This is a genomic window from Aeromicrobium sp. CTD01-1L150 (assembly GCF_041951745.1).
Classification (GTDB): domain Bacteria; phylum Actinomycetota; class Actinomycetes; order Propionibacteriales; family Nocardioidaceae; genus Aeromicrobium.
The window spans coordinates 2263766-2285936 of sequence record NZ_CP169555.1; the positions used below are offsets into that span (position 1 = coordinate 2263766).

The 22171-nt window shown below is 69.2% G+C and carries 22 protein-coding genes; 10 read left to right on the top strand and 12 right to left on the bottom strand.

Going from position 1 to position 22171, the window contains the following annotated elements:
- Window position 1: 1 nt before the first annotated feature.
- The 3 genes from hflX to miaA all read right to left on the bottom strand — a co-directional run bounded on the left by hflX (window position 2) and on the right by miaA (window position 3266).
- Window positions 2–1384: a GTPase HflX gene (hflX, locus tag ACEVFP_RS11135; RefSeq protein ID WP_374999533.1), complete on the bottom strand. Its 1383-nt coding sequence runs from the start codon at window positions 1382–1384 to the stop codon at window positions 2–4.
- Window positions 1384–2205, bottom strand: a complete 822-nt coding sequence (dapF, locus tag ACEVFP_RS11140; RefSeq protein ID WP_374999534.1) for a diaminopimelate epimerase — start codon at window positions 2203–2205, stop codon at window positions 1384–1386. Before dapF ends, hflX begins: the two co-directional genes overlap by 1 nt.
- Before the next feature lie 152 nt (window positions 2206–2357).
- Entirely contained in the window at window positions 2358–3266 is a 909-nt protein-coding gene (gene miaA, locus ACEVFP_RS11145) for a tRNA (adenosine(37)-N6)-dimethylallyltransferase MiaA (RefSeq protein ID WP_374999535.1), read from the bottom strand.
- Window positions 3267–3337: 71 nt separating this feature from the next.
- On the opposite strand from miaA, the gene ACEVFP_RS11150 reads away from it, so the two are divergent.
- Window positions 3338–3553 carry an antitoxin gene (locus tag ACEVFP_RS11150; protein WP_374999536.1) on the top strand — a complete coding sequence of 72 codons (216 nt, stop codon included), beginning with the start codon at window positions 3338–3340 and terminating at the stop codon, window positions 3551–3553.
- 1 nt (window position 3554) lies between these two features.
- Here ACEVFP_RS11150 and ACEVFP_RS11155 read toward each other — a convergent pair whose 3' ends face one another.
- Window positions 3555–4214, bottom strand: coding sequence for a hypothetical protein (locus tag ACEVFP_RS11155; RefSeq protein ID WP_374999537.1), 660 nt, complete (start codon window positions 4212–4214; stop codon window positions 3555–3557).
- Window positions 4215–4275: 61 nt separating this feature from the next.
- Between ACEVFP_RS11155 and ACEVFP_RS11160 the strand changes: the two genes are divergently transcribed.
- On the top strand, window positions 4276–4863 hold the full coding sequence (locus tag ACEVFP_RS11160) for a hypothetical protein (RefSeq protein WP_374999538.1): 588 nt from the start codon (window positions 4276–4278) through the stop codon (window positions 4861–4863).
- Between the two features lie 26 nt (window positions 4864–4889).
- Here ACEVFP_RS11160 and ACEVFP_RS11165 read toward each other — a convergent pair whose 3' ends face one another.
- From ACEVFP_RS11165 to ACEVFP_RS11185, 5 genes are all read right to left on the bottom strand, one after another.
- Entirely contained in the window at window positions 4890–5510 is a 621-nt protein-coding gene (locus tag ACEVFP_RS11165) for a dihydrofolate reductase family protein (RefSeq protein ID WP_374999539.1), read from the bottom strand.
- Window positions 5510–6016: an SRPBCC family protein gene (locus tag ACEVFP_RS11170; RefSeq protein WP_374999540.1), complete on the bottom strand. Its 507-nt coding sequence runs from the start codon at window positions 6014–6016 to the stop codon at window positions 5510–5512. Before ACEVFP_RS11170 ends, ACEVFP_RS11165 begins: the two co-directional genes overlap by 1 nt.
- A 3-nt stretch (window positions 6017–6019) precedes the next feature.
- A complete protein-coding gene (locus ACEVFP_RS11175; RefSeq protein ID WP_374999541.1) occupies window positions 6020–6361 on the bottom strand; it encodes an ArsR/SmtB family transcription factor in 342 nt (113 codons plus the stop codon).
- Between the two features lie 147 nt (window positions 6362–6508).
- Window positions 6509–7069 (bottom strand): HhH-GPD-type base excision DNA repair protein, encoded by a 561-nt coding sequence (locus ACEVFP_RS11180; RefSeq protein ID WP_374999542.1) that lies wholly within the window; start codon window positions 7067–7069, stop codon window positions 6509–6511.
- A 166-nt stretch (window positions 7070–7235) separates the two neighbouring features.
- Window positions 7236–7859 carry a TetR/AcrR family transcriptional regulator gene (locus ACEVFP_RS11185; RefSeq protein WP_374999543.1) on the bottom strand — a complete coding sequence of 208 codons (624 nt, stop codon included), beginning with the start codon at window positions 7857–7859 and terminating at the stop codon, window positions 7236–7238.
- Between the two features lie 86 nt (window positions 7860–7945).
- Between ACEVFP_RS11185 and ACEVFP_RS11190 the strand changes: the two genes are divergently transcribed.
- Both ACEVFP_RS11190 and ACEVFP_RS11195 read left to right on the top strand, forming a co-directional pair.
- Complete coding sequence (locus ACEVFP_RS11190) at window positions 7946–10840, top strand: MMPL family transporter (RefSeq protein WP_374999544.1); 2895 nt, start codon at window positions 7946–7948, stop codon at window positions 10838–10840.
- Window positions 10840–12894: a YhgE/Pip family protein gene (locus ACEVFP_RS11195; RefSeq protein WP_374999545.1), complete on the top strand. Its 2055-nt coding sequence runs from the start codon at window positions 10840–10842 to the stop codon at window positions 12892–12894. The genes ACEVFP_RS11190 and ACEVFP_RS11195 overlap by 1 nt, the downstream gene beginning before the upstream one ends.
- Before the next feature lies 1 nt (window position 12895).
- Here the strand turns inward: ACEVFP_RS11195 and miaB are convergent, their stop codons facing one another.
- Window positions 12896–14383 carry a tRNA (N6-isopentenyl adenosine(37)-C2)-methylthiotransferase MiaB gene (gene miaB / locus ACEVFP_RS11200; protein WP_374999546.1) on the bottom strand — a complete coding sequence of 496 codons (1488 nt, stop codon included), beginning with the start codon at window positions 14381–14383 and terminating at the stop codon, window positions 12896–12898.
- 61 nt (window positions 14384–14444) lie between these two features.
- Window positions 14445–15116 carry a DUF305 domain-containing protein gene (locus tag ACEVFP_RS11205; protein WP_374999547.1) on the bottom strand — a complete coding sequence of 224 codons (672 nt, stop codon included), beginning with the start codon at window positions 15114–15116 and terminating at the stop codon, window positions 14445–14447.
- Window positions 15117–15252: 136 nt separating this feature from the next.
- Here ACEVFP_RS11205 and ACEVFP_RS11210 point away from each other — a divergent pair, with 136 nt between their 5' ends.
- The 6 genes from ACEVFP_RS11210 to ACEVFP_RS11235 all read left to right on the top strand — a co-directional run bounded on the left by ACEVFP_RS11210 (window position 15253) and on the right by ACEVFP_RS11235 (window position 21618).
- Window positions 15253–16824 (top strand): LVIVD repeat-containing protein, encoded by a 1572-nt coding sequence (locus ACEVFP_RS11210; RefSeq protein WP_374999548.1) that lies wholly within the window; start codon window positions 15253–15255, stop codon window positions 16822–16824.
- Between the two features lie 124 nt (window positions 16825–16948).
- Window positions 16949–18289 (top strand): magnesium transporter, encoded by a 1341-nt coding sequence (gene mgtE, locus ACEVFP_RS11215; RefSeq protein ID WP_374999549.1) that lies wholly within the window; start codon window positions 16949–16951, stop codon window positions 18287–18289.
- Window positions 18290–18383: 94 nt separating this feature from the next.
- On the top strand, window positions 18384–19112 hold the full coding sequence (locus ACEVFP_RS11220; protein WP_375003811.1) for an amino acid ABC transporter ATP-binding protein: 729 nt from the start codon (window positions 18384–18386) through the stop codon (window positions 19110–19112).
- Window positions 19113–19146: 34 nt separating this feature from the next.
- Complete coding sequence (locus ACEVFP_RS11225) at window positions 19147–20037, top strand: glutamate ABC transporter substrate-binding protein (RefSeq protein WP_374999550.1); 891 nt, start codon at window positions 19147–19149, stop codon at window positions 20035–20037.
- Window positions 20038–20116: 79 nt separating this feature from the next.
- The gene (locus ACEVFP_RS11230) at window positions 20117–20761 is read left to right on the top strand and encodes an amino acid ABC transporter permease (RefSeq protein WP_374999551.1); all 645 of its coding nucleotides are present in this window, start codon (window positions 20117–20119) and stop codon (window positions 20759–20761) included.
- A complete protein-coding gene (locus ACEVFP_RS11235; protein ID WP_374999552.1) occupies window positions 20761–21618 on the top strand; it encodes an amino acid ABC transporter permease in 858 nt (285 codons plus the stop codon). Before ACEVFP_RS11230 ends, ACEVFP_RS11235 begins: the two co-directional genes overlap by 1 nt.
- A 41-nt stretch (window positions 21619–21659) precedes the next feature.
- On the opposite strand, the gene ACEVFP_RS11240 is transcribed toward ACEVFP_RS11235, so the two are convergent.
- Window positions 21660–22130 (bottom strand): hotdog fold domain-containing protein, encoded by a 471-nt coding sequence (locus ACEVFP_RS11240; protein WP_374999553.1) that lies wholly within the window; start codon window positions 22128–22130, stop codon window positions 21660–21662.
- Between the last annotated feature and the right edge of the window lie 41 nt (window positions 22131–22171).

Genomic DNA, 22171 nt, shown 5'->3' on the forward strand with positions numbered 1-22171 from the left:
ATCAAAGACCCTGCATCTGGTGGGCCAGGTCCTCCGGCACCCGCGCGATGACGTGCGTACCGTCGCCCATGTGGTCGATCAGCTCGATCTCACCGTGCTCGTGCACCTGGCTCAGCAGGTCGCCGCGCGCGTAGGGCACCACGACGTCCACCAGTGCCGCCGGCCGGGGCAGGTCCGCCTCGATCGCGCTGAGCAGCTCATCGATTCCCTCACCGGTCCGGGCGCTGACCAGCACGGCGTGTGGTTCGGTGGCCAGCAGGTGCTTGACCGCCAGGTCGTCGGCCGAGTCTGCCTTGTTGACCACCACGATCTCCGGGACACCGGAGGCGCCCACGTCGGCGAACACCTCACGCACGGCGGCCACCTGGCTTGCCGGATCGGGGTGCGAACCGTCGACGACGTGCAGCACGAGGTCGGCCTCTGCCACCTCCTCCAACGTGGACCGGAACGCCTCGATGAGCTGGTGCGGCAGGTGGCGGACGAACCCGACGGTGTCGGAGAGCGTGTAGATGCGACCGTCGGAGGTCTGGGTGCGGCGCGTGGTGGGATCGAGCGTCGCGAACAGGGCGTCCTCCACGAGCGCGCCGGCATCGGTGAGCCGGTTGAGCAGGCTCGACTTGCCGGCGTTGGTGTAGCCGGCGATGGCGACGGCCGGGACGCCGTGGCGTCGTCGCTGAGCCTTCTTGATGTCACGGGTGACCCGCAGGTCCTTCAGCTCGCGACGCAGCTTGGCCATCTTGGCCTGGATGCGCCGACGGTCGGTCTCCAGCTTGGTCTCACCGGGACCACGACCACCGATGCCCTCGCCTCCGGCGGAGCGTCCGCCCGCCTGGCGCGAGAGGTTGCCGCCCCAGCCGCGCAGGCGCTGCGTCTGGTACTGCAGCTGGGCGAGCTCGACCTGTGCCTTGCCCTCAGAGCTCTTGGCGTGCTGGGCGAAGATGTCGAGGATCAGCGCCGTGCGGTCGACGACCTTGACCTTGGTGCGGTCCTCCAGGTTGCGCAGCTGGCTGGGTGCGAGCTCACCGTCGCAGATGATGGTGTCCGCGCCGGTGGCCTCCACCGCCACCCGCAGGTCCTCCACCTTGCCACGTCCGATGTAGGTGGCGGGGTCCGGCTTCTGGCGACGCTGGACCATCGCGTCGAGCACCTCCGAGCCTGCCGTCTCGGCCAGAAGCTTCAGCTCCGCGAGCGAGTTCTCGGCATCGTAACTCGTCCCATCGGTCCACACCCCGACGAGGACGACCCGTTCGAGGCGCAGCTGGCGGTACTCGACCTCGGAGATGTCCTCCAGCTCGGTGCGCAGTCCGGCGACCCGCCGCAGCGACTGGCGCTCGGCGAGCTCGAGTCCTTCGACGTCCGGGCTGTCCGCGGTCGCCTCGCTCATCAGCGTCCAATCCATTCGAGGTCACCGCGCGCCACGATCTCGGCAGGTCCGGTGAGGATCAGGTGGTCGTCGGCCCGCCACGTGACGTGCAGGGTGCCGCCGGGGACGTCGACCCGGTAGGTGGCGGGCTGGTCCACCCCGTCACGCCGCGCAGCAGCCAGGCCCACCGCGCAGGCGCCGGTGCCGCAGGAGAGCGTCTCCCCTGACCCACGTTCGTGGACGCGCATCTCGACGTGCGCCGGGCCCAGCCGCCGCACGAACTCCACGTTGACGCCGTGCGGGTAGGTCTCCGGGTCGTGCTCCGGTGCCTGCAGCAGCGGCCCGGCCTCGTCGAGACGGTCGACGAACACCACGGCGTGCGGGTTGCCGGTACGGACGTCCTGCGCCTCCCACACGTGCCCGGCTGCGGCGATCTTGGACGTGCCGCGCAGCTCGCCGATGCCCATGTCGACGCTCACCTCACCGTCCGGCAACGGCGTGACGTGCTTGTCGCCGTCGCGGGTGCCGATGAGCATCGGTTCGTCTGGCACGAGGCCTTCATCGATGAGGTGGCGGGCGAAGACGCGGATGCCGTTGCCACACATCTCGCTCACCGAGCCGTCAGCGTTGCGGTAGTCCATGAACCACTCCCCGGCGCTGCGCTCACCGAGCGCGGCCGAGCCGATCACGCGGATGACTCCGTCGGCACCGATGCCCTTGCGGCGGTGGCACAGCCGGGTCACGAAGTCGGCGTCGAGCTCGCCGTGGATGCTGCCGTCATGGTCAGGTAGCAGCACGAAGTCATTCTGGGTGCCGTGCCCCTTGAGCCATGGAAAAGTCATTCGACCAGTCTACGCGCGCGCGATGAGGGAGTCGTCTCACCGTCGACACGCACGCTGCACACCCATCGGTCGGTAGGGGGCAAAACCGCAGCATCTCCCATGGGAGTATCGGGAACCAGGTTCCGCGAGGACGCCCACCGCACGTCACGTGGCTACCTCACGCAGCGCAGGGCGTCAGCGGTCAGCGTCGGGCTGTCATGGGGCAGCCAGGTGATGCGGGAGTCCTTGCGGAACAGACGGTCCTGACGCCGCGCGAAGGCCGATGTCGCGCGGGCGGTGGCGGCCTTGGCCTCCTCCTCGCTGAGCTCGCCGGCCAGCTGGGCGAGCGCCTGTGAGTACCCCAGGGCACGACCAGCGGTGGGCGTCTCGGCGAGCCCGAGGTCCCGCAACGCGCGCACCTCCTGCACCAGACCGTCCGCCCACATCTGCTCCACCCGGCTGCGGATCCGCTGGTCCAGGACCTCACGGTCGACGTCGAGACCGATCATGGTCACGTCGGCGTAGATGGACTCGTGCGGCGGCATCGTCGCCACGAACGGCTCCCCCGTGATCTCGGTGACCTCGAGCGCACGCACGATGCGACGGCCGTTGGACGGCAGGATCGACTCCGCCGCCTGAGGAGCGACCCGTCGCAGCTCGGCGTGCAGCGCCTGCGGCCCGTCCTGTTGGAGCTGTCGGGTCCAGCGCGCCCGGACCTGCGGGTCGGTGCCGGGAAAGTCGAGCCGGTCGAGCACGGCACGCACGTACAGCGACGACCCGCCCACCACGACGGGGACGACCCCGCGTGCCGAGCAGTCGGCCACCACGGCCCGCGCCTGCTGCTGGTAGGCAGCCACCGACGCCGGCTCGGCCGGGTCGAGGACGTCGATCAGATGGTGCGGCACACCCTCGCGCTCCTGGCTGGAGGCTTTGGCCGTGCCGATGTCCATGCCGCGGTAGAGCTGCATGGAGTCGGCGTTGACCACCTCTCCGCCGAGCTCGTGGCACAGGTGCACGGCCAGCGCGGACTTGCCGGAGGCCGTCGGGCCGACGACGACCACGAGACGGTCATCGGAGGTCATGGGGAGAGTCTCGCAGTACGCTGACCGCAACCGGGCAGGGCCGTCCTGCTGCGGGGGACCGGAGGTTCGTCATGGGATTCATCGACAAGTTCACGAAGCAGGGCCCTGAGCTGAAGAAGAAGGCCGGTGACCTCGCTCGCGAGCACGGCGACAAGGCCGGATCCGGCATCGACAAGGCCGCCGACCTGGCGGACAAGGCCACCCAGGGCAAGTTCTCGGAGAAGATCGACGGTGCGGCCGACAAGGCCAAGGACGCCGTGGACGGCCTCGACGACACCGAGCGGTGAGTCAGCCGACCTGCCAGTCGGCCACCCAGTAGCCGACGCCGAGGGGCGCCGACTCGTGCCGCAGCCGCGCCACGACGTCTGCGCCTCTCTCGCGTCGTGCCTGCACCTGCTCACCGAGAGCCACCAGGACGGGCCCGCCGCCCATGGCGAGCTCGGCGGCCAGGGACAGGTCGAGCATGGCCAGCGCCTTGGTGTCCCCCGATGCCAGAGCGGCCGCGACGTCGGCGTCGAACCCCTCGGCCCGCTCGTCCAGGTACCCGGGAGCCCGCTCGGTGCGGCAGGCGGTGCCGTCGGCCATCACGAGCAGGGCCTCGGCTTCCTCCAGGGCGGCGTCGGCCGAGGCGTCGACGTAGCGTCGTCGCCCTCGCCATCCGGCGTCGTCGAGCAGCCATGCGCCGATGGTGGCCGACAGAGGCAGGACCTGGTGGCGTCCACCGGCTGAGGCAGTGACGCCGTGACCGTCGAGCGTTCCTCCGGCCAGCTCGTCGTGGTCGATCTGCTCGGTTCCTGCGGCCAGGACGGTCACCACGTCCGGCTCACTGCGCAGGAGGTCCGCGACCACCTCCCGAGCAGCCGCGCGCACCGCCACGAGCTCGGGCAGGTCGTGCGGGTCCAGCCGCGGCACCAGCAGTGGAGGGTGAGGGCACAGGGCGACGAACACCCCTTGAGCCTATGCCTCGGGGCCCGAGGCCGGCCGGGCGTCCCGTGACACGATGGACGGCGTGAACGACCCGCGGCGTCCCGCCCAGTATCCGCCGCCCGTGCAGCGGTGGCGGTTCAGTGAGCCGCCTGTGCGCCCTCGGTGGTTCTGGATCGCGGTCATCGCGGGCCCGCTCGCGACCCTGGCGCTCGTGGGTGCCTTCGTCGCCGTCATCGCCCTGGACTCCCAGGACGCTCCCGGCATCATCGACGACGCCGAGGCGCTGGAGGTGGTCAGCCGTGAGTGCGAGCTCATGACGTCCACCGTGGTCGGTCTCCCCCTGGCCGGCACGCCCAGCGAGCGTGCATCCAAGCTGCGGGCGCAGAACGCCGCCGTGGAGCAGATGCTCGACGGGATCCGGGCACTGGATGAGAAGGTCCTCGAGCGTGATGCGCCGCTGCTGGAGTGGCTCGACGACTGGACGCTGTTGCTCCAGGCCCGCGAGGAGTACGCGAGCGCCGTCGCCTCAGGGGACGACGCATCGCTGGACATCCCCACCGACGAACACGGCGACGAGATCACCGACCGCATGGACGGTGCGGGCATGCTGGCCTGCGAGGTCCCCCCGGCACTCGTCGAGCCGGTGTTCGCCGACACCCGGGGCGCCTGAGCACCGCTGTTCCCCGTACGAGACGGCTACCGCTCGCGCACGGCGTAGGTCAGGTGGCTCACCCGTTGCGTCGACTCTGCCCGGATCGGCTCCAGGGCCACCCGGCCCGCGTCCACGCCCTCGAACAGGCGGATCCCGGCGCCGAGCAGCACGGGCGAGAGGGCAACCGAGAACTCATCGACCAACCCGGCGTTCAGGTACTGCAGGATCGTTGCGCCACCACCGGCGATACGGACGTCTCGGTCACCGGCAGCCTCGCGGGCGCGCTCGAGTGCGGACTCGATGCCGTCGTTGACGAAGTGGAAGGTCGTCCCGCCCAGCCGGTCCCAGGGGTCACGCTTCTCGTGCGTCACGACGAAGACCGGCGTGTGGAACGGTGGGTCCTCCGGCCATGCCTGCTCGCCGGCGTCGAACATGCGCTTGCCCATGACGCTCGCGCCGGTGCGCAGATGCGTCTCGGCCAGGATGTCGTTGTCGGGCCCTTCCTCGCCACCCTCGCCGAGCTTGAGATTCTCCCGGAAGAACCGCTGCGGGAAGACCCACTGCTGCAGCTCCATCCACTGCGGCCCCATCAGATCCTCAAGGGACTCCGGCGCGATGTACCCGTCCAGCGACATCGACACGCTGAAGAACACCTGCCCGGCCATCAGTCGTCGGCTCCCGACCGCGTCGTCCCCGTGACGTAGTCGGCCAGCTTGCCCAAGGTCTGCCGGCCGCCCTCGATCGCGTGGTACTTCTCGGCAGCCTCGTCGCGCAGCTGCCGAGTGGGGAACACCGTGCGCATCTCCACCCGGGTCGCCGCGCCGTCGGCGGTGAACGTGAGGATCGACTCGAAGGCGTCCGGGTCCTCACGGGACTCGCCGTGCAGCAGCGCGATCCGCTCCGGCGCGACGATCTCGGTCCAGGAGATCCACTCCTGGTAGTCGGTTCCGTCCGGGCCGTGCATCACGAAGTCCCATGCACCTCCGACGCGGAACTCAAAGGACCGCGTCGTGGTGGTGAACCCCTGCGGCCCCCACCATCGCGACAGGTGGCGGACCTCGGTGAACGCCTCGAACACCAGCTCCCGTGGGGCGTCGATGACCTGCGAGACCACGATCTCGCGGTCGGTCGTCGCCGAATCCGGCGGCACTGCTGGTCCCGTCTCCTTCATCAGCTACTCCTTCTGCCGTTCCTGCTTCAGGTCCTGCACGTAGGAGTCCAGCCGCTCCAGGCTCTCGCTCCAGAACTGCTCGAACCCGCCGGTCCACTCATGGACCGCTCGCAGCCCGCGGGCGTCCAGGTCGTACAGACGCTGCTTGCCTGCCTTGCGGTCTCGCACCAGGCCGACCTCACGGAGCACCCGCAGGTGCTTGGACGCTCCCGGCTGGGTGATCCCCAGCTCCTGGGACAGCTCGGTCACCGGCCGCTCACCCGTCCGCAGGAGCACCAGGATCTCCCGGCGCTGCGGCTCGGCGATCGCGTTGAAGACGTCCGACGTCGTCGCTGCTCGTGCCATGCGCCCATCATATACCGATATGGGAATATGACAAGGTTGCAGAGGACGACCTGCTCGAGCCAGGGCACGACGACATGCTCATGCCCTGCAATGTCAAGCCGGCCCGGCTCGCCCGAGAGCAGATGTCAGCAACGGGCCCACCTCACCTCAGGAACGGTTCTGCGCCTTCATGGCCTTCTTGTGGTCGCGGACCTTCTGCAGGGACTCCGGACCGGTCACGTCGGCCACCGAGCGGAAGCCCTTGCGACTGTAGTCACCGGAGACGGTGGTCCAGCCGCGCGGCTTGACCTCGAGCTGCTTGGCGAGGAGAGCGACGAAGATCTTGGCCTTCTGCTCGCCATAACCGGGCAGGTCGGTGAGCCGCTTGAACAGCGTGGTGCCCGACTTCGCCTCGGTCCAGATGCGCGAGGCGTCGCCGTCGTACTCATCGACGACGACCCGTGCGAGAGCCTGGACACGTCCGGCCATGGAGCGTCCGTAGCGGTGGATCGCCGGCGGCGTGGCGCACAGCTCGGCGAACTCCTCCGGATCAGCCTCGGCGATGGCGACCGGATCGAGCGTCCCGAAGCGCTGGAGGATCTTGGCCGGACCCCGGAACGCGTGCTCCATGGGGTACTGCTGGTCCAGCAGCATCCCGGTGAGCAGGGCGAACGGGTCGTCGGTGAGCACACGGTCGGCGTCGGCGTCCTGGGCGATCTGGATGGCCATGGAGGTCATCCTCCCATGAACCTCGTCGCAAGGAGCTCGCCATGTTCGGCGCCTGCCCTCTCGACGAACCGCTGAGGTCGGTGCTTGTGCAACCGAAAGACGCGTCTTTCGGTTGCACAGGCACCGATCCGGGCCCTCGGGGGTGATTCGGTTGCGCAGGCACCGATCAGGAGGCGGGCTCGGTGGCAGCGAGCAGGAGGCCGGGCAGGGTGACGCGCAGCAGCTCCTCGTCCATCGGGCGGTCGTTGACGAGGGCCGAGTGCAGCTCGGTGTCGTAGGTGCCCATCAGGATCGTGATCACCTGGCTCATCGGGACGCTCAGGCGCAGGTTCAGCTCATCCAGGACCCGCTGGACGATGCCGCCCACCTGCTCGGTCACCGTCTGCCACAGCTCGTTGAACTCCGCGCCGCCGATGTCGCCGCGCATGCCGCGCAGCTGGAACTCCGCGTGCAGCAGGTAGAAGTCCAAGTCCGGAGGGCGCAGCTGCAGGAAGCGGTCCATGATCGCCGAGAGCGCGTCACCAGGGCCCATCCCGGCATACGTGCTGGGGTCGACAGCCACCTCCAGGCGGCGCATCAGGTCAGCGAACTCGCGCTCGAACAACGCCAGGACGAGCTCGTCCTTGCTGGAGAAGTTGGAGTAGAAGGCGCCGCGCGTGTACCCGGCGTGCTCGCAGATGTGCTCGACCGACGCGCCGTGGATGCCCTCGCGGGCCAGCAGGTCGCGCCCGGCGTCCAGCAGCCGCTCTCGCGTGGTGGCCCGGCGTCGCGTGGCAGCCGCCTCACTCATGGTCCTCCCTCAGCCGAGCGGGCACGTGATGCGTCCCACCAGCTCGATACATTGTCGCACTCAATACACAACTGTATCCTACAGTGGTGTCCACCCTCCTCTACGCTCTGGGCCGCTGGAGCTTTCGCCACCACCGTCGCGTCGTGGCCGCCTGGCTGCTCGCGGCGTTCACTGCCGGGGCGCTCGCCGCAGTGTTCAACGTCGGCACCAACGACACCTTCGAGATCCCGGGAACGGAGTCGCAGACGGCGATCGACGCCCTCGATCGCACCTTCCCGCAGCTCGCCGGCACCTCGGCCTACCTCGTCGTCGAGGCGCCTGGAGGTCAGAGCGTCACCTCACCGGCCGCCCGGTCCCTGATCGAGGACGCCGTCGCGGAGATGGAGCAGGTCGAAGGCGTGGACGACGTCGTCTCCCCCTACTCCGACCTCACCGACATCGGCATCTCCGACGACGACCGCGCGGCCCAGGTGCAGGTGCAGTTCACCGGCCAGCTGCATGACATCACCGAGGACCAGCTCGACGCGCTCCAGGCCACCGGAGACGACCTCGACGCCGCCGGCTACACCACCGCGTTCGGCGGCGATGCCTTCACCGACACCGGGGTGCACCTGTCGATCGTCGAGCTGATCGGCGTCATCATCGCCTTCATCGTCCTGTACCTGATGTTCCGCTCACTGCGTGCCGCCGTGATGCCGATCATCACCGCGATCATCGGCGTGGCCGTCACGATGGGACTGACGTTCGCCCTGACGAGCGTCTTCACGATCTCCAGCGCCTCTCCCCTGCTGGCCCTCATGATCGGCCTGGCGGTGGGCATCGACTACGCGCTGTTCATCGTCTCGCGGTACCGCGAGCTCCTCGCCGCCGGCGTGAACACCGATGAGGCCGCCGGACGCGCCGTGGCCACCGCGGGATCAGCGGTCGTGTTCGCCGGCGTGACGGTCATGATCGCGCTCACCGGTCTGGCCATCGCCCGCATCCCGTTCCTCACGGTCATGGGTGTCATCGCGGCGTTCGCCGTGGCCATCGCCGTCGCGGTCGCCGTGACCCTGCTGCCCGCCCTGCTGGGCGGTGCCGGCGAGCGGCTGCGCCCCACCGACAAGGAACGCCCCCCGGGCGCCTTCTCCAGCCAGTGGGTCAAGGCCACCACCCGCTACCCGATCCTCGCGATCGTCGTCATCATCGTGGGCCTGGGTGTGCTGGCCATCCCCACCAAGGACCTGCAGCTGGCCCTGCCCGACAACGGTGCCGCGCCCAGCGACTCCACCCAGCGACAGGCCTTCGCCATGGTCGAGGACTCCTTCGGCCCCGGCTACAACGGCCCCCTCCTGGTGACCATGGACCTCATCACCTCCACCAACCCGCTCGGCGTCGTCGAGGCGATCGAGGCTGACCTGCGCGACGTGCCCGGGGTCGAGGCGATCGGCCTGGCCACGCCCAACGAGACTGGGGACACCGGTCTCGTCCAGGTGGTCCCGAGCAGCGGGCCGTCCACGACCGAGACCGCCGACCTCGTCCACGAGATCCGTGACCGAGCCCCGGGTTGGGAGTCCGAGCACGACATCCAGGACGTCTCCGTCACCGGACTGACCGCCGGTGGCATCGACGTCTCCGAACGGCTGCAGGACGCCCTCCTGCCCTTTGGCATCGTGGTCGTCGGGCTCTCGGTCCTGCTGCTGATGATCGTCTTCCGCTCTCTGCTCGTGCCCGTCAAGGCCACCCTCGGCTTCCTGCTGTCCACCGGCGCCGCCTTCGGCGCGGTGGTCGCCGTCTTCCAGTGGGGCTGGTTCGCCGACGAGCTGCAGGTCCTCCAGGTCGGGCCGCTGATCAGCTTCCTGCCCATCGTGCTGATGGCCGTGCTGTTCGGGCTCTCGATGGACTACGAGGTCTTCCTGATGTCACGCATCAAGGAGGAGTACACACGCACCGACGACCCCGACGAGGCAATCCTCACCGGGTTCGTGGGCAGCTCACGGGTCGTCACGGCGGCAGCCGTCATCATGCTCGCGGTCTTCGCCGCCTTCGTGCCCGAGGGCGACGCCAACATCCAGGCGATCGCCTTCGCCCTCGCGATCGGCGTGTTCTGCGACGCCTTCCTGGTGCGGATGCTGTTCGCGCCGGCCGTCATGCGCCTCACGGGCCGCACGGCGTGGGCGCTGCCCCGGTGGCTGGACCGGCGGCTCCCACACATCGACGTCGAGGGCGACGCGATGCACCGCCGCATCGCGCTGGAGGCCTGGCCGGCCAGGCCCGCGGCCATCAGTGCCGCGGGTCTCACCGCGGCCACCCCCCAGGGGCCGATCTACAACGACGTCAACCTCGACGTGCCCGACGGCGACTGGCTGGTCGTCCACGGCCCCGCACGGGGCGGCAAGACGGCGCTGCTGCTGACGCTGGCCGGACGGATGAAGTTCGACGACGGACGGCTACGTGTCGCCGGACACCTGCTGCCGCAGGAGTCGCGGGCCGTGCGGCACCTGGTGAGCCTCGGCGAGACGGCCGGCGTCAACGAGCTCGACGACGCACTCACCGTCGACGAGCACATCGCCGAACGGCTCTCGATCGGCTCCTTCGGCCTCTGGGTCTCACGCAGCCGCGTGCAGCCGGTGCGCCACGAGCTCAACCGGGCACTGCAGCACGCCTACGACCAGGCCGGCCTTCCGTTCCAGGAGGTCGCCGGCACCACGCCCGTGGTCGAGCTCAGCGGCGTCTCACGCGTCACGCTCGGCGTCGTGCTCGCCCTCACCGAGGACCCCCGCATCGTGGTGGTGGACGACGTCGACCACCTGCGCGTCGCCGGCGACGTCCAGCTGGTCTGGTCCGCCTTCGCCTGGCTCCTGGAGGAGCGCGGCACCACCCTCGTGGCCTCCGTCCGCTCCTCTGAGTCCGCACCGGCCGTGGACGGCCCCCTGCACCCCGAACGGCTCCACCTCGTGGAGCTCGACACGCACCGCACCCTGAGCGAGCTGATGTCCTGATGTTCCCCTCCCCCGCCCTGCCCTGGTTCGAGCTGGCACGCTTCAAGCGCAGCCGGCTGACTCGCGTCGCGATCATCGCCGTCCTGACCGTCCCACTGTTCTACGGCGGCCTGTACGTGTGGGCCAACCTCAACCCCACCGACCGCCTGGACAACGTCCAGGCCGCGATCGTCAACGACGACGAGATGATCGAGGTCGAGGGCGCCGACGGCGAGGCCGAGCCTGTCGCCGTCGGCCGCCTGCTGGCGGCCAACCTGATCGGTGACGACTCCAAGCAGAACTACGACTGGGTGCTCACCGACGCCACGGATGCGCAGCAAGGGCTCGCCGACGGCGACTACAAGGCCGTGCTGACCATCCCGGAGAACCTCTCGGCGGCGGCCACGTCCACCGACGACCCCGAGAAGGCCATCCAGGGAGAGCTGGACCTCAAGACCAACGACGCCGTCAACTACGTGAACGGCACGGTCGCGCGCAGCATCCTGCAGGCAGCCAAGGAGGCGCTCAACGCCCAGGTCACCGAGACGTACCTGGACAACATCTACCTGAGCTTCTCCGACATCAAGATGGCTCTCGACGAGGCGGCCGACGGTGCCGGGGAGCTCGCCGACGGGATCGCCCAGCTGGCCGAGGGTGCCGGGGAGCTGGCCGACGGCGCGGGACAGCTCGACGCCGGGGCGAACGAGCTGGCCGACGGCAACCGGCAGCTCGCCGACGGCGCGGGACAGCTCGACGCCGGGGCCGGCGAGCTCGCCGACGGGCTGGCCCAGCTGGACGCCCAGACCTCGGGCCTGCCCGGCCAGACCCGCCAGCTCGCCGACGGGTCTCGCCAGGTCGCCGACGGCGTCGGCCAGCTCAACGACACCGTCCAGACCGTGGTCGCGGCGATCCTCGCCGGGACCGAGGACGTCGAGGCGATCACCGATCGTCTGCGCCAGCTGGCCGCTGACTGCCGGGACGCCGACCCCGGGAGTCCCGTCTGCGACCAGATCGACGACGCAGCCGACCAGGCCGGTGGCGTCATCGGCGGGATCCGCGACCAGGCCTCGGAGGTCGGAGGGCAGACCGGGCAGCTCGCCGACGGCGCCGAGCAGGTGGCGCGCGGCAACGCCGAGCTGGCCGGCGGCATCACCGAGCTGACAGACGCCATCAGCACGGCGCGCTCGGGCGCGGCCCAGCTGGCAGGAGCCACGGGCGAGCTCGCGTCCGGAGCCGCCGAGGCCGCCGACGGCGCGGCCCGCCTGGCCGAGGGGACCAGTGAGCTGGCCGACGGCGCCCACGAGCTGGCCGACGGCGCCGACCAGCTGCACGCGGGCGCCCTGGAGCTGCGCAACGGCCTCACCGACGGCGCGGAGCAGGTGCCCGACTACGACGAGGACGAGCGGGACAAGCTCGCCTCCACCGCGGCCACGCCGATGGAGGACGCCATCGAGCGCGCCAACGCCGTCTCCTCCTACGGCGCCGGGCTGGCCCCGTACTTCATGGCCCTGGCCTTGTGGGTGGGCGCGATGGCGATCTACCTGCTCCTGCGGCCCTACTCCCAGCGCGCCATCGCCTCCACCGCCGGAGGGATCCGCACCGCGCTGGCCGGGTTCGCTCCCGGTGTGGGGCTGTCGGTCCTGCAGGCGCTGCTCCTGCTGGTGGTGATCGTCGGGGCCCTGGGCATCGACCCGGCACGCCCCCTGCTGCTGACCGGCTTCGCCCTGCTCACAGGCATCGTCTTCACAGCGATCAACCAGATGTTCGTGGCGTTGTTCGGCGGCGCCGGGCGCTTCGTGGCGCTGGTGTTCGTCTGCCTGCAGCTGACCTCCGCCGGAGGCACGTATCCGATCGAGACGTCACCTGGGTTCTTCGGGTTCCTGCACTCCCTGATGCCGATGACCTATGCCGTCTCCGGTCTGCGGACGAGTATCGCCGGCGGGGACGCCGGCGTGATCTCGGCCGCCGTGGTGCTCGTGGCCTTCACGCTCGGGGCGCTCGCGGTCACGATCCTGACCGTCCACCGGCGCCAGTCCGTGACCATCTCCCGGCTCCACCCGGTGCTCAACGTCTGAGTCAGCGGGCGCAGGCCGGAAGGTCGACGTCGGGCAGCGGATCGGGGGCTCCCACGGACGGCATGCCGAGACCGACACTGCGTACCTGGGTTCGACCCTGCCCTGCCTCCCAGGCGTCGCCTGCCGCGGTGCGACGGTAGGAGACCGGGACGTCATCGCTCACCAGGTGGTGCGGCGCAGCGTGGGTCACGACGACCTCGACGACGTCGCCGGGGCGGATCTCGTGTCCACCGGGCACGAAGTGGACGAGCCGGTTGTCGCGGGCCCGGCCGGTGAGCCGCTTGGTCTCGTGGTCCTTGCGCCCTCCGGCAGCCTTGTGGTCGGAGACCAGCAGCTCGACGGTGCGACCCTCCAACCATTGGTTCTCCTGCCAGGCGACCTCCTCGACGAGGGCGGCGAGACGCTCGTACCGCTCCTGCACGACGGCCTTGGGCAGCTGATCGGGCAGGTCTGCCGCCGGCGTACCCGGCCGCTGGGAGTACTGGAAGGTGAAGGCGCTGGAGAACCGGGCCCGGCGCACGACGTCGAGCGTGTCCTGGAAGTCTTCCTCGGTCTCGCCGGGGAAGCCGACGATGATGTCGGTGGTGATGGCGGCCTCGGGCATCGCGGCACGGACCCGATCGAGGATCCCGAGGAACTTCTCACGCCGGTAGGAGCGGCGCATCGCCCTCAGGACGCGGTCCGATCCCGACTGCAGGGGCATGTGCAGCTGCGGCATGACATTGGGCGTCTCTGCCATGGCGGCGATGACGTCGTCGGTGAAGTCCTTGGGGTGCGGGCTGGTGAACCGCACCCGCTCCAGTCCTTCGATCTCGCCGCAGGCCCGCAGCAGCTTGCCGAATGCCAGCCGGTCACCGAACTCCACGCCGTAGGAGTTGACGTTCTGCCCGAGCAGCGTCACCTCGACGACACCGTCGGCCACGAGGGCCTCGACCTCGGCGAGCACGTCACCGGGGCGCCGGTCCTTCTCCTTGCCGCGCAGGCTGGGCACGATGCAGAACGTGCACGTGTTGTTGCACCCGACGCTGATCGAGACCCAGGCCGCGAAGACCGAGTCGCGCTTGGTGGGAAGCGTCGACGGGAAGACCTCCAGCGACTCGAGGATCTCCACCTGGGACTCCTCCTGCACGCGGGCGCGTTCCAGCAGCACGGGCAGGGAGCCGACGTTGTGGGTGCCGAACACGACGTCGACCCACGGCGCGCGCTCGGTGATGGTGGCCTTGTCCTTCTGCGCCAGACAGCCGCCGACCGCCACCTGCATCCCGGGGTTCTTCTCCTTGAGGTGTGCTGCGTGTCCGAGGTTCCCGTAGAGCTTGTTGTCGGCGTTCTCACGCACGGCGCAGGTGTTGAACACCAGCAGGTCGGGCACCTCGCCGTCCTGGGACTCGTGGGCGGCATAGCCCGCGGTCTCCAGCAGACCCGACAACCTCTCGGAGTCGTGCACGTTCATCTGGCACCCGTAGGTGCGCACCTCATACGTCTTGCTCATGACCGTCTGAGTCTACGGGCCCAGTGGCCCCAGCGCGGCCCCGGTCGGCCGGCCGAACCCTTCAACCGAGGTCGGCCAGGATCTCCTTCATCCGGGTGATCTCGGCCTGCTGGTCCGAGGAGATGCCCCCGGCCAGCTTGTTCAGCTGCTGCTCCGAGCCGTCGCGGAGCACGTCGGAGACCATGGTCAGCGCGCCCTCGTGGTGGCGGATCATCAGCTGCAGGAACAGGGTGTCGAAGTCGACCCCACGAGCCTCGGCCAAGGCCTTCATCTGGGCATCGGTGGCCATGCCCTCCATCCGTGGGCCGTCCCCTCCCCCGTGGTCGTGCGCCTTCGGGAGGTCGCCGTCCTCGATCTGTTGACGTGTGGGGGCCTGGTGGCCGAGGTCCTCGAGCCAGCCGGCCAGGTAGAGGATCTCCGGACGCTGCGCCCCCTCGATGCGGTCGGCCAGCGTCTTGACCTTCTCGCTGCCGCCGGCCTGCGGCGCGAGCTCACTCATCTCCAGGGCCTGAGCGTGGTGCGGGATCATCATCTGGGCAAAGTGGACGTCGGCGTCGTTGGCCTCGGCTGGCTCGATGTCGGGGGCCTCGTCCAGCTCCTCCACGGGATCGCCGGGCCGGTCGGGCTGCAGGACCGTCCCGTCGACCTCGGGCCGATCATCCTCGCCACCGCAGGCGACGACCGTGAGGGCGAACAGCGCCACGACGGCCGGGCCGAGTCGACGTCCGATCATGCGGCACCACCTTCCCTCGATGCGGTGGGTCACCCGGTCAGCACTGTGTGTCAGTTCGATGACTTCGCGCCGTACCTGTTGTCTCGGACCCACCGGTCAGGTCAGGATAAAGGCCTTCGGGGGAAGGACACGACCCATGGTGCACACTGCACTCCGTCATCGAGCCGTCCGCACGGCTCTGCTCACCGCCGCGGCAGGTCTCGTCGCCGCAGGCCTCGTCGCTCCGCTACAAGCAACCGCCCAGAACGGTTCGCCCGAGCCCGAGCCAGATCCGTGCGAGGGCGCGGTCACCCTGTCGGAGGCTGACCGCCTGGCGGGCAACTGCCTGCCCGGCAACGACGTCGCCCGCCTCCTGCAGGAGAGCGCCGTGCCCGATCTCGACGTCGACGAGGAGGCCAGCAGCGAGAACGTCACCCGCCTCGCGAACATCCCCAAGCAAGGGGCGTTCGCGCCGGAGGACGCCCTGGGCAGCGACCTGGCCTTCCAGGGCGACTACGCGTTCGCCGGTAACTACAACGGCTTCACGGTCTATGACATCAGCACACCGTCCCAGCCCGAGGTCGTCACGCAGGTCGTGTGCCCGGGGGCCCAGAACGACGTCTCCGTGCATGGCGACGTCCTCGTCCTGAGCACCGACGCACCGCGCAGCGACGACTCGTGCAACAGCGAGGCGGACTCGGCCACCAATGCCGAGGCGTGGGAAGGCATCCGGGTCTTCGACATCTCCGACGTCCGTCGGCCCGAGTACGTCGCGGCCGTCGCCACACCGTGCGGCTCGCACACGCACAGCATCGCGCCCGGCACCAGGGGCAAGCCCGGCCAGGGCAAGGGCCAGGGCCCCAAGCCCAAGGACCTCTACGTCTACGTCTCGTCCTACGCGCCGGACGAGTCGTTCCCGAACTGCCAGCCGCCGCACGACCTGATCAGCATCGTCAAGGTTCCGCTCAAGAAGCCACAGAACGCCGAGCTCATCGCCACGCCGGTGCTGTTCCCGGACGGCGGCAACCCCGGCGGTGGCTACTCGCGCGAGACCAGCGGCTGCCACGACCTCACCGCATACCCGACGAAGGACATCATGGCGGGCGCCTGCATGGGCGACGGCATCATGCTCGACATCACCGATCGCGAGAACCCGGTCGTCACCGAGCAGGTGCGCGATGAGGAGAACTTCGCGTTCTGGCACTCGGCGACGTTCAACAACGAGGCCTCCAAGGTGGTCTTCACCGACGAGCTCGGCGGCGGCGGCGCACCGACCTGCAACGAGGAGATCGGCGACACCAAGGGCGCCAACGGCATCTACGACCTCACCCGGGACGGGTCGCTGGAGTTCAAGAGCTACTACAAGATCCCCCGGGTGCAGTCCAACACCGAGAACTGCGTCGCCCACAACGGCTCGTTGGTCCCGGTGAAGGACAAGGACATCATGGTCCAGGCCTGGTACCAGGGCGGCTGGTCGATGTTCGACTTCACCGACTCCGAGAACCCCGAGGAGATCGCCTGGCACGACCGCGGCCCCGTCGACGACGAGCGCCTCGTGACCGGCGGCCCGTGGTCGACGTACTACTACAACGGCCACGTCTACTCCAACGAGATCCAGCGCGGCTTCGACGTCTTCCGCGTCGACGACCGTCGGATCAAGGGGGCGGAGAAGGTCACCTTCGACGAGCTGAACCCGCAGAGCCAGCCGTCGTACACCGCCCGCCGCTAGGCGGGCTCCACCTCACAGGGCCGCGGTCACCGAGCACAAAGCTCGCAGGCCGCGGCCCTTGTCGGCGTGGCGATGCACGGGCACTCACTCCCAGGGACGACGATGGTCCCGACGAAGGAGGACCATGCAGACACCCCACGACCGAGAAGCCGTCCTGGACGCACTCGCCGACCAGGACCTGCCGAGACTTGCCGACCTCGTCGGACTCCTGGACGGCGACGCGCTCGTGGAGCTGCTGGAGCGGCTCGACACCGGTCGTCGCGCCGTGCTCTTTCGAGTGCTCACCAAGTCCGCGGCGCTGGAGGTGTTCGAGCGCCTCGACCCGGCGCTGCAGGCCGAGATCGTCGAGGGGCTGCGCGACGAGCAGGTGGCGTCGGTCTTCGCCGAGCTTGACCCCGACGACCGCGTCGGTCTGCTCGACGAGCTCCCGGCGACCGTCGCCCATCGGCTGATGAGGGGCCTCTCGCAGCACGAGCGTGACCTCACCGCCACCGTGCTCGGGTACCCCTCAGGATCCATCGGACGGCGGATGAGCCCGGAGTTCGTCTCGGTCGGCGTGGGTGCCGACGTCGCCGAGGCCATGGAGCGGGTCCGTCGTGCCGGCCCCGAGGTGGACTCCACCCACACGGTCGTCGTCGTGGACGCGGGCCGCCAGGTGGTGAGCGTCGTGGGGTTGCCCCGGTTGGTGGCCGCCGATCCCGCCGAACGAGTCCTCGACCTCACCCACGAGGTCCGTACCGCGCGAGCCGACGAGAACGCCGAGGACGTCGCGCGGCGCTGCGTCGGCTCCAAGGCCCTCGCCCTGCCCGTCGTCGACGCCGAGAATCGCCTGGTGGGCCTGCTGACCGTCGACGACGCCCTCCGCGTCCTGGAGGACGCCGACAGCGAGGACCAGGCACGCATCGGTGGTACCGAGCCCCTGCGACGCCCCTACCTGTCGACACCGATCCGCAGCATCGTGCGTTCCCGGCTCACCTGGTTGTTCGTGCTGGCCATCGGGGCCACCCTGACCGTCCAGGTGCTCGAGGTCTTCGAGTCGACGCTCGAGGAGCTGGTGGTGCTGTCGATGTTCATCCCCCTGCTCATCGGCACGGGCGGAAACACCGGGAACCAGGCCGCCACGACGGTGACGCGCGCGATCGCCCTGGGCGACGTCGCCCCGCGCGAGGTCGGCACCGTGGTGCTCCGCGAGCTACGGGTGGGCCTGAGCCTGGGGGTGCTTCTCGGCGCGGCCGGGTACGTCTTCACGGCGCTGGTCTATGACAGCACCATCGGTCTGGTCGTCGGTCTGACCCTCGCCTCGATCTGCACCATGGCCGCCGCCGTCGGTGGAGCCATGCCCTTGCTGGCCCGGACGCTCGGGGTCGATCCGGCCGTGTTCTCCAACCCGTTCATCTCCACGTTCGTGGACGCCACCGGTCTGGTCGTGTACTTCCTGATCGCACGAGCGGTGCTCGGCCTGTAGTTCTCGGTGCCTGCTCGGACGGTGACGTTCTGGTTACGGGGTTGTCCTCCGACCCCGCGGAAACGATAGGTTTCCGTCCATGGTCGACACACCCATGGTGGCCATGCGGGGCGTGCAGAAACACTTCGGCTCCCTCCATGTGCTGCAAGACATCGAGCTCGAGGTCGGCCACGGCGAGGTCGTCGTGGTCATCGGGCCGTCCGGATCCGGCAAGTCGACGCTGTGCCGGACGATCAACCGCTTGGAGACGATCGACGAGGGCACCGTCGAGGTGGACGGCAGGACCTTGCCCGATGAGGGCCGGGCGCTGGCGGAGCTCCGCGCCGACGTCGGCATGGTCTTTCAGTCCTTCAACCTCTTCGCCCACAAGACGGTCCTGGAGAACGTGACCCTCGGTCCGATCAAGGTCCGCGGACAGAAGAAGGCCGAGGCCGATGCGCGCGCCATGGAGCTGCTGGAGCGCGTCGGGGTGCAGAACCAGGCACAGAAGCTGCCCGCTCAGCTCTCCGGCGGACAGCAGCAGCGCGTCGCGATCGCCCGGTCCCTGGCGATGGAGCCCAAGGTGATGCTCTTCGACGAGCCCACGTCGGCGCTCGACCCGGAGATGATCAAGGAGGTCCTCGACACCATGGTCGACCTCGCCAAGGGCGGCATGACCATGGTCGTCGTCACCCACGAGATGGGCTTCGCCCGCACCGCGGCGGACCGCGTGCTCTTCATGTCCGACGGCCGCATCGTCGAGGAGAACACCCCCGAGGAGTTCTTCACCAACCCGCAGACCGATCGTGCCAAGGACTTCCTCGGCAAGATCCTCAAGCACTGATCCGACTCAGCCCATCAACGACAGGAGAACGACCATGAAGTTCCGCACCACACGATGGGCGGCCGTCTCGGCCGCCGCGCTGCTCGCCCTCGCCGCCTGCGGCGACGCGGGCAGCGACTCCAGCGACGAGTCCGGCGAGTACGACGTCGCCGACAGCCCCGACTTCGAGGAGGGCTCGCGCATGGCCGAGCTCGCCGAGCAGGGCTCCATCAAGATCGGCGTCAAGTACGACCAGCCCGGCATCGGGTTCCGCGGCGCCGGCCAGGACGAACCCACCGGGATCGACCCCGAGCTCGGCAAGATCATCGCCGGTCAGCTCGGCATCGAGCCGGCAGACATCGAGTGGGTCGAGACGATCTCCGACAACCGCGAGCCGTTCCTGCAGAACGGGACGGTCGACCTGGTGATCGCGTCCTACTCCATCACCGACGAGCGTCGCGAGATCGTCGGCCAGGCCGGTCCCTACTACGTCACCGGCCAGAGCCTGCTGGTCGCCGCCGACGACGACAGCATCAACGGCCCCGAGGACCTGGACGGCAAGACGGTCTGCTCGGTCCGCGGCTCGACGTCCATCGACACCGTGGAGCAGGAGTACGGGGCCGAGCCCGCCGGGTTCGACACCTACTCCGAGTGCAACGACCAGCTGCTCAACGGCTCGGTCGACGCGGTCACCACCGACGGCGCCATCCTGCTCGGCTACGCCGCCGAGAACCCCGACGAGCTCAAGGTCGTCGGGGAGCCGTTCTCCGAGGAGCGCTACGGCGTCGGCTACAGCCCCGACGCGCCGGAGATGTGCCAGTTCCTGACCGACACCATCCAGGACGCGTTCGACGACGGCGACTTCGAGACGGCATTCGACCTCACGCTGGGCAAGTCGGGCAACGAGGTGCCCGAGGCACCCGAGCTGGACGCCTGCGAGAGCTGATCGACCTCGGTGCTGGGTCGGGTCCGTCGGCGACGGGCCCAACCCGGCACCGCCCGAGGACCACCGGAGGAGGTGAGTCGTGGACGCCCTGATCCAGAACTGGGACCTGATCCTGGACGGGTTCTTCAAGACCGTGCAGCTGCTGTTCGCATCGGGCGCCCTGGCGCTGGTGCTCGGCACCCTCGTCGGCATCGCGCGGGTCAGCCCGATCGCCGTGCTGCGCGGGACGGCCGTCACCTGGGTGACGGTCTTTCGCAACACGCCGCTGCTCATCCTCCTCTTCTTCACCTACTACGCGCTCCCGCCGATCGGTGTCGACTTCGGCTACTTCGTCATGGCGACACTCGCGATGGGGCTGTACACGTCCTCCTTCGTCGCCGAGGCGATCCGCTCCGGCATCAACGGCGTGGGGGTCGGCCAGGCGGAGGCGGCCCGGTCCATCGGGATGCCGTTCTCGCTCACCATGACGGAGGTCGTGCTGCCGCAGGCCTTCCGGATCGTGGTGCCGCCGATGGCGAGCGTCTTCATCGCCCTGACCAAGAACACCTCGCTCGCGGCGGGCTTCGGCATCGCCGAGGCCACGTTCCGGCTCAGCGGCGGCCTGCGCGACTTCCCCGGCGACCGCTGGTTCCTCTTCGGCGGTATCGCGCTCGGCTACATCATCATCGTCGAGGCGATCTCCTTCGGCGCCAACCGACTCGAACGCCGATGGGCGGTGTCCTGATGAGCTCAGTCCTCTTCGACGTCCCGGGCCCCCGGGCGGTCCGCCGCTACCGGGTGATCGGTGGCCTGTGGATCCTGGTGCTCATCGTCGCCACGGCCCTGGCCGTCTGGAAGCTGCACACGGAGAACCAGTTCACCGCGCGGCAGTGGGAGCCCTTCGTCACCCCGCGTCTCATGATCACCCTGCTCCAGGGGCTGGGGTGGACGATCCTGGCCGCTGTGCTGGCCATCATCCCAGCGGTGATCTTCGGGCTGTTCTTCGGTGTCGGCAAGCTCTCTGACCACTTCGTGGTGCGTTGGCCCTCATGGCTGGTGGTCGAGTTCTTCCGTGCGGTGCCCCTGCTGATGCTGATCATCTTCATCTGGAGCCTGCGCGGGTTCCGCCAGGGCGATCTCGCGGCCCTGGTGTTCGGGCTGATCCTCTACAACGGGTCGGTGCTCGCCGAGATCTTCCGGGCCGGTATCAACGCTGTGCCGAAGGGGCAGGCCGAGGCGGCGTACGCGATCGGGATGCGCAAGACGCAGGTCATGACGATCGTCCAGCTGCCGCAGGCGATCAAGATCATGCTGCCGTCGATCGTCAGCCAGTGCATCGTCGCGCTGAAGGACACCAGTCTGGGCTTCTACGTGCTCGCTCCGGGCCTGACCTATGCGGGCCGTGAGCTGTGGCGGACGTTCAACAACTATCTCGCCGTCGCGATCGTGCTGGGTCTGATCTACATCATCCTCAACCTGATGCTGTCGATCCTGGCCAACTACCTGCAGCGCCGCTACAGCAGCTCTGGAGCCGGTCAGGTGCAGCTGGTCGCCGGGCAGGTCCAGGCCGACAGCGCCGGGGCGAGCTCGGCGCGCCCCTGAGGCTCCTGCTACTGATTGGCCCCGACCCTACGACGTCGCCCCTACGACGTCGCCCGTGACTTCTTGGTCACCCACAGGTGGATGGTGCCCTCGACCGTGACAGTGCCGTCCGGCAGCGCGGCCTGCACCGTCACGGGCACGTCCGGTCCGTTCTCCCAGTCCTCGGCCGTCGACGTGGCGGTGCAGGTGAGTGGTCCGTCGGACTTGGCGACATAGCTCACCTCCATGCCCTTGGGCAGCCAGCGTGAGTCCGCGGGGCAGGTGGCCTCGGCCAGCAGCCCCATGGCTGCCTCCAGCCCGTTGCAAGCGGCGATCGCGTGGACGGTGCCGATGTGGTTGAGCACGCTGCGGCGCTTGGGGATGGTGATCTCACCGTGGTGGGGGGCCATCTCACGGACCATCAGGTGGATCGACCCGAAGTAGGGCGCCTTCCTGCCGTAGGCGATGGAGAACAGTCGCTTGCCCTGCGGCAGCGCGGACAGCTTGGTGTAGAGGTCCAGGGTCGAGGCCATGGCGATCACTGTAGGTCGCTGGCGGCAGACCTGCGGGACCG